At 37.8% G+C, this 11,482-nt stretch carries 10 protein-coding genes; 9 read left to right on the top strand and 1 reads right to left on the bottom strand.

What is annotated here, in order from left to right:
* Positions 1-101: 101 nt before the first annotated feature.
* The 6 genes from M1F25_RS18045 to M1F25_RS18020 all read left to right on the top strand — a co-directional run bounded on the left by M1F25_RS18045 (position 102) and on the right by M1F25_RS18020 (position 5,964).
* The gene (locus M1F25_RS18045; protein WP_004259130.1) at positions 102-338 is read left to right on the top strand and encodes a helix-turn-helix domain-containing protein; all 237 of its coding nucleotides are present in this window, start codon (positions 102-104) and stop codon (positions 336-338) included.
* 214 nt (positions 339-552) lie between these two features.
* The gene (locus M1F25_RS18040) at positions 553-1,110 is read left to right on the top strand and encodes a fimbrial protein (RefSeq protein WP_004259129.1); all 558 of its coding nucleotides are present in this window, start codon (positions 553-555) and stop codon (positions 1,108-1,110) included.
* A gap of 78 nt (positions 1,111-1,188) precedes the next feature.
* The gene (locus tag M1F25_RS18035) at positions 1,189-3,684 is read left to right on the top strand and encodes a fimbria/pilus outer membrane usher protein (RefSeq protein WP_094961562.1); all 2,496 of its coding nucleotides are present in this window, start codon (positions 1,189-1,191) and stop codon (positions 3,682-3,684) included.
* Positions 3,685-3,695: 11 nt separating this feature from the next.
* On the top strand, positions 3,696-4,424 hold the full coding sequence (locus M1F25_RS18030) for a molecular chaperone (protein ID WP_004259120.1): 729 nt from the start codon (positions 3,696-3,698) through the stop codon (positions 4,422-4,424).
* A gap of 85 nt (positions 4,425-4,509) precedes the next feature.
* On the top strand, positions 4,510-4,986 hold the full coding sequence (locus tag M1F25_RS18025; protein ID WP_226617002.1) for a fimbrial protein: 477 nt from the start codon (positions 4,510-4,512) through the stop codon (positions 4,984-4,986).
* 12 nt (positions 4,987-4,998) lie between these two features.
* Positions 4,999-5,964: a fimbrial protein gene (locus M1F25_RS18020; RefSeq protein WP_181488674.1), complete on the top strand. Its 966-nt coding sequence runs from the start codon at positions 4,999-5,001 to the stop codon at positions 5,962-5,964.
* Between the two features lie 212 nt (positions 5,965-6,176).
* On the opposite strand, the gene M1F25_RS18015 is transcribed toward M1F25_RS18020, so the two are convergent.
* Positions 6,177-7,823 (bottom strand): fumarate hydratase, encoded by a 1,647-nt coding sequence (locus tag M1F25_RS18015; RefSeq protein WP_004259110.1) that lies wholly within the window; start codon positions 7,821-7,823, stop codon positions 6,177-6,179.
* Between the two features lie 907 nt (positions 7,824-8,730).
* Here M1F25_RS18015 and potA point away from each other — a divergent pair.
* From potA to potC, 3 genes are read left to right on the top strand one after another with little or no spacing between them, the layout of a single operon-like run.
* Positions 8,731-9,840 carry a spermidine/putrescine ABC transporter ATP-binding protein PotA gene (gene potA, locus M1F25_RS18010; RefSeq protein ID WP_004259102.1) on the top strand — a complete coding sequence of 370 codons (1,110 nt, stop codon included), beginning with the start codon at positions 8,731-8,733 and terminating at the stop codon, positions 9,838-9,840.
* Entirely contained in the window at positions 9,827-10,690 is an 864-nt protein-coding gene (gene potB / locus M1F25_RS18005) for a spermidine/putrescine ABC transporter permease PotB (RefSeq protein ID WP_004259100.1), read from the top strand. Before potA ends, potB begins: the two co-directional genes overlap by 14 nt.
* On the top strand, positions 10,687-11,475 hold the full coding sequence (gene potC / locus M1F25_RS18000) for a spermidine/putrescine ABC transporter permease PotC (protein ID WP_004259098.1): 789 nt from the start codon (positions 10,687-10,689) through the stop codon (positions 11,473-11,475). Before potB ends, potC begins: the two co-directional genes overlap by 4 nt.
* Positions 11,476-11,482 lie beyond the last annotated feature (7 nt).

Genomic DNA, 11,482 nt, shown 5'->3' with positions numbered 1-11,482 from the left:
TTTGATTTTTTATATAATCAGTGCAATTTATTATGTGAAATTTTTTGATTTGTAATATAATTTAGCCATTTAATATTTTAGGTTATTTTGGGCTATTGTTGATGATAAATGTAAATCGGATAGTAGGCAGAGAGATTAGAAAAAGAAGAAAGCATTTAGGGCTTTCAGGCATCGAATTAGCTAATCTTGTTGGTGTTAGCCAACAACAGATTTCACGTTATGAAAGGGGTGAGTGCAATATAAATATTGAAAACTTGCACACCCTTGCTAACGCTTTAGATACAGAAATGATTTGCTTTTTTATTGATGATGTTTTTATCAATAAAGAAAGTAATTAATTTAAAAAATTAAGAGTAATCTAATTATAAAAATATTCATATTTAAAGTTAACTAAATATCTAAAAAAATAAAAATGTAGTGTTTTTATTTTTTTAGTAAAAATCTAACTTTCTTATTTTTACCTTTACATTCTCAGCAAATAAATATCAACCTAGTAATTTATTGATTATTAGGTGATTGGTACATCTGTCGTCTTTTTATAGGAAAATATAAATGAAATTAACTAAGATTGCATTAGCTACAATTATCGCTTCTTCATTTGGTATTGCACAGGCAGCACCTGTAGATCAAGGTAGTGGTGTCATCAATTTTACTGGTAAAGTTATTAATGCACCTTGCTCAATCCCAGGTGACGGTACAATTAACGTTGACCTCGGCCAAGTTGCAAATAAAGTATTAGAAACTGGTAACAAATATAGCCAAAGCGTTCAATATAATATCCAGTTAGAAAACTGTGATTTAGGTGAAGTTAAAGATGCTAGCGATGTAGTTGTCTTCCCTGCAGTTAGCAAAGTTAAAGTAACTTTCACGGGTACTCCAGATACTACAGCAAAAGAATTACTGGCTAATACAGGTACTTCTAAAGGTGTTGGTGTTCGTTTAATCAACGCAGATGGCGCAACAATGAAAGTTGGTGATACCAGTGTTGAGCTGCCATTAGCGGATGGTCCAAATAAATTAGTATTCAGTGCACGTGTTGAAGCAAATGGTAGCAAAGTTGAAACTGGTAGCATCATTTCTCAAGCAACTTACGCTTTAAACTACCTGTAATTTTTTATTTAAAATAACAGGCATGTATTTGCCTGTTATTTTTCTTTCTTTATTTTTATTTTTCTTACAGGGAACATCATGTCTCTATTTCCTCAGTTTAAAATAAATAAAATATTATTTTCGATTGCTTTGGCATTTTCCTTTTCTGGAATGTCTAATGCAGTGGAATTTAATATGAATATTATTGATGCTAAGGATAGAGATAATATTGACTTAAGTCAGTTTTCTAACCCAGACTTTATTCCTGCAGGTGAATACCTAACGGATATTACATTAAATGGTCGAAAATTATCAGGGCAATATTTAATTAAATTTATTGAAGAGAGTAAAGATACCTCAACACTCTGTGTTACACCAGAGATGGTAAATATTTTTGCATTAAAAAAGAAAGTTAAGGAAGAACTTCTGCAAAATAATAATGGCCAGTGTATTGAGCTATCTAAAAATTTAGATATTAATTATCGCTTTGACAAAGCTAACCAGAATATCTTATTTTCTATCCCTCAAGCTTGGTTAGAATATGATGACCCGTACTGGGTTCCACCTTCCCAATGGGAAAATGGAATTATGGGTGCATTTCTTGATTATAACCTGTTTGCCAACTATTCCGCTCCTAAAAATAATAGTGAAACATTCAGTGGTAGTAGTAACGGTACCGCTGGCGTTAACTTAGGAGCTTGGCGTTTCCGCGCTGATTATCAATATCAATATAATCGCTCCCAAGGTAAAACGAATGAACGGTTTGATTGGACTCAGTTATATGCCTTTCGTGCTTTGCCTCAAATGGGTGCAAAAGTTTTACTTGGTGAGTCTTATTTGAAGACTGACTTATTTGATAGTTTTCGCTTTATAGGGGCATCTATTTTTAGTGATAATCGAATGCTTCCACCGTCACTACGTGGTTACGCGCCTCAAGTGACGGGTATCGCTAAAACGAATGCAATGGTGATTATTTCACAGAATGGGCGTGTGATTAAACAAGTTAAAGTCGCTCCAGGGCCATTTAATATTCAAGATATTACTGAAGCGGTACAAGGCACTTTAGATGTCACCATTGAGGAAGAGGACGGTTCAAAAACCACTTATCAAGTGACGGCGGCATCGCTGCCATTTTTAACTCGTCAGGGCCAACTGCTTTATAAATTCACTATGGGTAAATCTGACCCATTTGGCCGCTCGCAGAAAGTTGACCCTAAGTTTATTGTAGGGGAAGCTTCCTATGGTTTATTTGGTGACACATCCATCTTTGGCGGGTTAATTGCTACGGTAGATAATAACAATTACCAAGCGATAAACTTAGGAATAGGGCAAAACATGAATATGTTTGGCGCTATTTCCTTTGATATTACTCGCACTCATGCAAATGTAGATAATTTTGGCTCTTATTCGGGTAACAGCTACCGTTTAAATTATTCTAAACGTTTTGAATCTACCAATTCGCAGGTCACATTTGCAGGTTATAAGTTTTCTGAAAAAGAATTCTTAACTATGCCTCAATACATTGATGCAGCGAATGGTGTGCTTGATTTTAGACGTGACAAAAACGTGTATACCGCGTCTTTTAACCAATATATCAGCCCGTTGGACTTAACTGTCTATTTTAATGCTTCTCACCATCAATTTTGGAATAGTGAATCTACAACAAACTTTGGTATGAGTTTTAGTAAGCTATTTAGTATAGGGCAAATTAAAAACATTTCCGGCACCTTATCACTTAATAAAATTAAATATGAAGAGACGGATGATAATCAAATTTACCTTTCTTTCTCCGTGCCACTTGAAAATGGTGCGTCAGTCAGTTACGACGCTCAATATGCAGATAATGACCATAGCTTTGGCCAATCGGTAGGTTATTACAGCCCGAACGAGAATAATAACTACTGGAGTATGCGTGTTGGTGGTGACCAGCACAAGCTTGGACGTGCTGAGCCAAATATCAGCGGTAGTTATCAATATTCATCGCCTTATGGCGTATTGAATGTTAATGCGACAGAGAATGTGAACTCATATCGTGCTTTTGGCGGTAGTTGGTATGGCTCCATGACAGCAACGAAATATGGCGCAGCTATGCACCGTAACGGGACTAACAACGAACCTCGAGTGATGATTGATAGTGACAATGTCGCTGGGATTTCTATTAATAATGGTGAATCTGTCACGAACCGATTTGGGATTGGTGTTGCGACAAGCTTAAATAGTTTTTCTAATTCAGATGTTTACATTGATATGAATACACTGCCTGACGATGTGGATGTCAATGACAACATTATTGGTAAAACATTAACTGAGGGTTCAATTGGCTTTCAGAGAATAAAAGCGAACCAAGGAAAACGTATTTTAGCAGTTATCCGTTTGAATAATGGGAATTATCCACCGCTTGGTACCAGTGTGACTGAATTAAGTACAGGAAGAGAAGTCGGAATTATTGCAGATAGTGGTGTTGCTTATTTAACGGGTGTGGCTCCAGAAGAAAGCTACATAGTGAAATGGGCTGCTGGCGCAAACCAATGTAGTTTGAATTTACCTAATATTGCCGAAAAAAATCAGGGGAAAGTCCTGATCCCTTGCCAATAAAGGAATGATGTATGAGTAAAAAGTATGTAGTAGCTTTAGGATTTTCATTAGTTTTTGTCGGCATGCAAGTTGCGTCTGCTGCGATTAATATTGACCGTACACGGATCATTTTTCCAGGCAAAGATAAATCAATCAGTTTGGTTATTAATAACCAAAGCAAAACAATGCCCTACTTAGCTCAATCTTGGATGGAAGATGAAAAAGGGAATAAGGTTTCTGAACCTTTTACAGTTTTACCTCCAATGCAACGCGTTGAGCCGAATGCTAAAAACCAAATTAAAATTATTAAAACAGAGGGAATAGATGCTCTTCCACAAGATAGAGAATCTCTGTTCTATTTAAATGTGCGTGAAATTCCACCGGTGACAGATAAAGAAAATGTCGTACAGATTGCGATTCAAAGCCGTCTAAAAATGTTTTATCGACCACCTCAAATCGAAAATAACAGCGATAAAGTATGGGCTAAAGAGCTGAAATATACGCACACAGGTGGGCAATTACTTATTGAAAATCCAACTAAATATTATGTGACATTGGGTTATCTCAGTAATAATAACCAGAAAAATTTTCCTGGTTTTGAAAGTGTGATGATTGCCCCGCTTTCTAAGGAAAGTGTTCCCGTACCAGCCAGCAGTTTTAATCAGTTATATACCGGTTATATGGATGATTACGGTGGCATGAAAATGTTGACTTACCAATGCGCTGCGTCGACCTGCCAGCTGTCAAAAGAGAGCCAATAGGATTTTAGATATGAGAAATTGCTACTTTTCAATATGTCTTTTTATGCTATCTCTATGTGGAAGCCAAGCTTATGCAGATAGTAGCATGATGAGAGGTGATCTTAATTTTACGGGAAATGTGGTGGCATTGCCTTGTAAGATTTCATTTTACTCGATAGATCAAAATATTGAATTAGGACCAATATCTCTGAATTACTTTAATGAAATTGGAGACAGAAGCCCTAAGCATGAAATCAAACTAAAGTTTGATGATTGTATTTTTCCAAAACGCAATCGCGATGATAGGGTTCCGGTTGTTCGGATCATGTTTATTTCAGAACCAACTGAAAGTACAGACCGTAATTTATTTGGTGGTAAAACCATTCTAAATGGTTATGGGATTCGATTAATGGATAAAGATGGCAATATTGTCCCCAATGGTGAATACCGTAGTTATCCAATCTATTTTGATGATAACCAGCAAATTACGATTTATTCCATGCTAGAGAGTTATCTACCAAGAAATGAATTAACAGTGGGTAATATTAAAACGCAAATTACCTTAAATATTACTTACATATAAGGTGTATAAATCATGATACACAAGTTTATTCAAAAATATGGTTTTTATATTTTATTTCTATTCGTTTTTATTAGCCCAAAAACCTTTGCATTAGATTGTGTGGAAAAGGGGACTGGAGTCGTCGAAAAACCCGCAGTTCCTGTAGGTCAATTGGCCATTCCTGCTGATACAACGGCAGGTTCTATTATTTGGCAATCCGACCCTTTAACAGTAACCGTTTATTGTGACAATGTACTTGGTAATGCTGTTGACGTTGTTCATATGTATTTTAATCCGAAATCTCAAAAACTTGGGACAGGGTTATTACTAGGCGCGAATTACCAAGGCCAACAATTGGAACAAAATGAGCAGCGTGTCAACTTAGGGACTCCACCTATTCGCCGCGGAGAGAATGTCACGGTAACAGTGACTTTTACACTATATATCAAAGTGACGGGTATTGTTCCTCCTTCAGGTAACTACACAGGGGATAACCAATTTACGGTTTTCCAGTTTGATGGAAGTGGTGGGATAAACCATACCAATGGTGCAAAAAACTTGAAGTATTCTATTACTGGGTTACGAGGTATTCGCTTTCTCAAGTGTGGGGCTGATATTAAAGTTTACCCAGAGTCACAGCAAATTGACTATGGTCAGTTAATGATCACTGAGCTTAATCAAGGAAAAGAGTTTAAAAAAGATTTTCAGATACAAGTGGTGAAGCGGGGCTGCTTAGATAATTTTTCCATGAATATTAACTTCGAAACTACAGACCCGTTAAATGGAGAGTATGCCATTGATCTAAAAAATGGGACTAATTTAATTATTTCGGATGATAAAGCGGAAAAAATAAAATTTAATTACTTCCAGTTTTTCGGAACACTCCCCTTAGGGAGTACATCGATTACACGTGACTACAGTGCGACGGTTAAAAAGGTGGGAGCGGTAAAAACAGGACCATTTAGCGCCTCAACGATTGTCCGTATTAACTATTATTAACATTAATCCGAAGAGATGGCTAAAAATACATGATGAAAATCAATATATTAATTTTCGGCTGATAACGCAAAGCGGGAAAAATCACACTGTTATCCCACGTTGTCAACAACCAAAGAGCAGGCCAAAAGCCTGCTCTTTGTTATGTTACATCGTTATGTAGTGATATAGGCTAACGAAATTTAGCGCATTCCTTTGCGCTAGAGTGGCAAATCTTATTTAACGCATTTACTGCAAGTCTCATTTTGGACTTGTTCAAAGAAGTTATTGCCTTTGTCATCAACGAGAATGAATGCAGGCAGCCCCTCAACTTCCATTTTCCAAATCGCTTCCATTCCTAATTCTGGATACTCAAGGCAATTTAAACTTTTCACATATTCTTGAGCGAGAATCGCAGCTGAGCCACCGATACTACCTAAATAAAACCCTCCGTGTTTTTTACATGCATCGGTTACTGCCTGAGTTCGGTTGCCTTTCGCCAACATTAGCATACTACCACCGTGGGATTGGAACAGGTCAACATAAGGGTCCATGCGGTTACCTGTTGTCGGGCCTAAAGAACCGGAAACCATATCTTCTGGTTTTTTGGCTGGCCCTGCGTAATACACCATGTGGTCTTTAAAATATTGAGGCAATTCTTCGCCGTTATCTAAACGTTCTTTAAGCTTAGTATGCGCAATATCTCGAGCAATAATCAGAGGCCCGCTGAGAGAAACACGTGTTGATACCGGGTGTTTACTCAGCTCAGCCAAAATATCTTTCATTGGGCGGTTGAGGTCGATATGTACCACTTTTCCTTCAGCTTGGTTACGCATAGATTCAGGAATGTATTGGGCTGGGTTATGCTCCATTTTTTCAAGCCATAAACCGCTTTTGGTAATTTTAGCTTTAATATTACGGTCGGCAGAGCAAGAAATGGCTAAACCGATTGGGCAAGAGGCACCATGACGAGGTAAACGAATAACTCGTACATCGTGAGCAAAATATTTACCACCAAATTGTGCGCCAAAACCAAGATGACGAGAAGCTTCTAATAACTCATTTTCTAGTTCAATGTCACGGAAAGCACGGCCGTACTCATTACCTGTGGTTGGTAGGTTGTCGTAGTATTTTGCAGAGGCGAGTTTGGCGGTTTTCAGTGTTGTTTCCGCTGACGTACCACCGATAACGAAGGCAATATGGTAAGGCGGGCAAGCTGTTGTTCCTAAGTTCCGCATTTTTTCAATTAAGAAATTTTTTAACTTGGCTGGGGTTAAGGTTGCTTTTGTTTCTTGGTAAAGTGCTGATTTATTTGCTGAACCGCCGCCTTTGTTAACAAATAGGAAGTGGTATTCATCGCCTGTGGTCGCAAAAATGTCAAACTGTGCTGGCAGGTTTGTGCCAGTATTGACTTCATTAAACATATCTAGCGGTGCATTTTGAGAAAAGCGCAGGTTTTCGTGTTGGAATACATTATAAATCCCTCGAGAGAGGTACTCTTCGTCATTGCAGTCTGTCCAAACTTGTTGGCCTTTTTTCCCAACAACCGCAACCGTTCCTGTATCTTGGCAGTTTGGCAAAATACCTTTTGCAGAAATTTCAGCATTGCGAAGTAATTGCAACGCCACGTATTTGTCGTTTTCGCTGGCTTCTGGGTCTTGTAAGATAGCGGCGACTTGTTTCTGGTGCGCAGCTCTTAAAAAAAACTGGGATTCATAAATTGCGTGTTCTGCAAGGAGAGTTAATGCTTCAGGTTCTATCTTTAAAATTTGCTTACCAGCAAATTGTTCTACAGAAACATATTTATCAGAGACTTGGAAATACTCGGTTTTATCCTCAGATAATGGATAAGGTTCTTGGTAAAAAAACTCTTTATTAGCCATTTTGCTCACTCACATATTAATTTCAGTGGAATTTCCAAAGGTAATCACCCGAAGGCTTATGTTTATTCTTTAATTGATTTAACTCGAAAGATACAAAGTAAAATTTATAGGTGTAATAATGAAACAAAAATCACAAAATAAGTCACTAAAAGTTACAGTTTAGATTGAAATTATATCAATTTGATTATTATATTCAAAGAGATGCAAAGAATAATATGATATTGGTTAAATTTATTGAGATAAAAAATAAGGATTAATGAAAATTAGATTTAAATCACATAATAATATTATCAACTGCGACTTTAATTATTTGTTATAGATGTTACCAGTTATTGCCTTTGTTCTATATATAATCACGATATATATCTACTGGATATAACTACCATCAAAACTCGACGAGTTAGTTATGGTAAAGGCTTATTGTATTTTTATCTCGCATGAAGTTTTAAAATTTATATCATTAAATATATGAATTAAAAAATTAAAAATAATAAAAACTATTAATTCCATAATTATTATTATTTTTATTGTGAATTGTTTTAACTCTATGAATTTCATTGAATTTGACTTAAGTTTTATCTTCGAATGTATCATGTAAATCTATAGATATGGACAGACTGATTCTATATATCGCTATGTCGCTTATTTTTCTCAAAAATCTGTTTTATTTATTGAGAATTCATAATGAAAGGCAAACGAAGTTGTGAAAATGGCTTTCAATTTGCAAAAACAGTGTTTATCATGCATGCCTTATGAAGTTTAAATGGCGCTACTGGTTTTGGGCTTTGCTGGGGAAATTATTTACTTATGTTTCTTAAGTTGACAGAGTAAACCTCCGACAAGCTTATACAGTCTTTAACGGTGGCGGTTCTATCTGCATTATTCCTAGGGATAGAGTGTATAATAAATGACTGAGACAACCTCTCTGACACCACTCATTGAATTAAAATCTTTAAGTAAAGGTTTTGATGGCAAACAAATTATTTCTGAGCTTGACTTAACCATTCAGAACGGTGAGTTTTTGACCATTCTGGGGCCTTCTGGTTGCGGTAAAACGACTGTTTTACGTCTTATTGCAGGGCTAGAAGATGCCGATGGCGGTCAAATTATTCTTGATGGTCAAGATATTACGGATATTCCAGCGGAAAACCGTTTTGTAAATACCGTCTTTCAAAGCTACGCTTTATTTCCTCATATGACAGTCTTCGACAACGTGGCATTTGGCCTGCGCATGCAAAAAACGCCTGCGGCTGAAATTCAAAAGCGTGTCGACCAAGCCTTGCGTATGGTGCAGCTAGAAGATTTTGCTGAGCGTAGACCCAACCAACTATCTGGCGGTCAACAACAACGCGTGGCGATAGCCCGTGCGGTAGTGAATCGCCCGAAAGTCCTACTATTGGATGAATCATTGTCTGCGCTTGATTATAAACTGCGCAAACAAATGCAAAATGAGCTAAAAGCGCTTCAACGAAAACTGGGGATCACGTTTATTTTTGTGACCCACGACCAAGAAGAAGCCTTGGCCATGTCTGACCGTATCATAGTGATGCGTGAAGGGAAAATTGAGCAAGACGGTACTCCTCGCGAAATCTATGAGGAACCAAAAAATCTGTTTGTAGCTCAATTTATTGGTGAAATTAATATTTTTGATGCGAAAGTATTGTATCGCATTGATGATAAACGTATTCGAGCCAATGTTGAAGGGCATGAATGTGATATTTTCACTGAGCTCTCTGTCAAAGAAGGGCAACACGTCAGTGTGTTATTACGTCCTGAAGACTTGCGCGTTGAAGAAGTGAATGATGCAGATAACCATCCGGGGCTGATTGGCTACGTTCGTGAGCGTAACTATAAAGGCATGACGTTAGACTCAGTGGTTGAAATGGAAGATGGCAAAATTGTCATGGTTAGCGAATTCTTTAATGAAGATGACCCCGATGTCGACCACTCCCTTAACCAAAAAGTTGCTGTGACTTGGGTTGAAAGTTGGGAGGTAGTTCTGGATGATCATTCGTAAACATAAAATTTTGCAGAACGTTATTATCACTGGGGTGGTCGCCTGGCTGCTGCTATTCGTCTTCTTGCCTAATATCATGATTATTGGCACTAGCTTTTTGACGCGTAGCGACACCAACTTAGTTGACTTAGTTTTTACGTGGGATAACTATGTTCGCTTGTCTGACCCGATGTATGCAGAGGTCATGCTGCACTCGCTCAATATGGCGGTGATCGCAACCTTTTTCTGTTTAGTTATTGGCTATCCATTTGCCTTTATATTGGCAAAGCTACCTAAACGGGTGCAACCTTTGATGCTGTTTCTGTTAATTGTGCCATTTTGGACCAATTCATTGATTCGTATCTATGGGTTAAAAGTTTTTCTCAGTACCAAAGGGTACTTAAATGACTTTTTACTGTGGGTTGGTGTTATCGATAAACCGTTGAAAATTATGTATACACCTGAAGCCGTCATACTAGGTCTCATTTATATATTGTTGCCGTTTATGGTGATGCCGCTGTATTCAAGTATTGAAAAGCTGGATAAGTCATATATAGAAGCTGCAAGAGATCTCGGTGCGAATAAATTTCAACGGTTTGTGAAAATCATCATTCCTTTAACGATGCCAGGTATTATCGCAGGCTGTTTGCTGGTTTTATTACCGGCAATGGGGCTGTTCTATGTCGCGGATTTAATGGGTGGTGCGAAAAATCTACTGATCGGTAACGTAATTAAGAGCCAGTTCTTAAATATTCGTGATTGGCCATTCGGGGCAGCAACCAGCATTTTCCTCACGGTGATGATGGGGTTATTGCTGTATGTGTATTACCGAGCAGCTAAGCTTCTGAATAAAAAGGCATATGAAGAATGATCGGACGTACTCTGCGTGGTGGCTTCATGGCCATCATCTACGCTTATCTTTATATTCCAATCATCATTTTGATTGTTAATTCCTTTAATGAGTCGCGTTTTGGTATTCAGTGGCAAGGGTTTTCAACCAAATGGTATGAATTACTAGCTAATAACGATAGCTTATTAGAGGCTGCGGGGCATTCATTAACCATGGCGGTTTTGTCAGCGACTTTCGCAACAGCCATTGGCACATTAACCGCCGTTGCATTATTTCGCTATCGCTTTAGAGGAAAACCTTTTGTTGGTGGCATGTTATTTGTGGTCATGATGTCACCTGATATCGTCATGGCGATTTCGTTATTGGTTCTATTTATGATCCTTGGGGTCTCGCTAGGTTTTTGGTCATTGCTTTTTTCCCATATTACATTCTGTCTACCCTTTGTAGTGGTGACGGTGTATGCAAGGTTAAAGGACTTTGATGTGAAGATGCTAGAAGCTGCACGTGACCTCGGTGCGGGTGAGTTTACCATCTTAAGGAAAATCATTTTGCCATTAGCGCTCCCTGCGGTTGTGGCAGGGTGGCTACTGAGTTTTACATTGTCGATGGACGATGTGGTGGTTTCGTCATTTGTTACGGGGCCAAGTTATGAGATTTTACCATTGAAAATATATTCAATGGTAAAAGTCGGGGTCTCCCCAGAAGTAAACGCATTGGCGACAGTATTGTTGATTATGTCTTTACTGCTCGTTTGTTTAAGCCAATGGGTGATGCGGGATAAATACTCGAAAAAAGCGAAATCATAAATGAGTG

Origin of the sequence: Providencia sp. PROV109 (genome assembly GCF_033681625.1) — a bacterium.
In the GTDB taxonomy this organism is placed as follows: Bacteria; Pseudomonadota; Gammaproteobacteria; order Enterobacterales; family Enterobacteriaceae; genus Providencia; species Providencia hangzhouensis.
Note: the sequence above shows the minus strand (reverse complement) of the source record. Positions and strands in the feature narration are given on the sequence as shown.

Excerpts from the sequence above, each read along its gene's own strand:
- M1F25_RS18045 (WP_004259130.1), top strand. The coding sequence starts at position 102 with ATGATAAATGTAAATCGGATAGTAGGCAGAGAGATTAGAAAAAGAAGA.
- M1F25_RS18040 (WP_004259129.1), top strand. The coding sequence starts at position 553 with ATGAAATTAACTAAGATTGCATTAGCTACAATTATCGCTTCTTCATTT.
- M1F25_RS18035 (WP_094961562.1), top strand. The coding sequence starts at position 1,189 with ATGTCTCTATTTCCTCAGTTTAAAATAAATAAAATATTATTTTCGATT.
- M1F25_RS18030 (WP_004259120.1), top strand. The coding sequence starts at position 3,696 with ATGAGTAAAAAGTATGTAGTAGCTTTAGGATTTTCATTAGTTTTTGTC.
- M1F25_RS18025 (WP_226617002.1), top strand. The coding sequence starts at position 4,510 with ATGATGAGAGGTGATCTTAATTTTACGGGAAATGTGGTGGCATTGCCT.
- M1F25_RS18020 (WP_181488674.1), top strand. The coding sequence starts at position 4,999 with ATGATACACAAGTTTATTCAAAAATATGGTTTTTATATTTTATTTCTA.
- M1F25_RS18015 (WP_004259110.1), bottom strand. The coding sequence starts at position 7,823 with ATGGCTAATAAAGAGTTTTTTTACCAAGAACCTTATCCATTATCTGAG.
- potA (WP_004259102.1), top strand. The coding sequence starts at position 8,731 with ATGACTGAGACAACCTCTCTGACACCACTCATTGAATTAAAATCTTTA.
- potB (WP_004259100.1), top strand. The coding sequence starts at position 9,827 with ATGATCATTCGTAAACATAAAATTTTGCAGAACGTTATTATCACTGGG.
- potC (WP_004259098.1), top strand. The coding sequence starts at position 10,687 with ATGATCGGACGTACTCTGCGTGGTGGCTTCATGGCCATCATCTACGCT.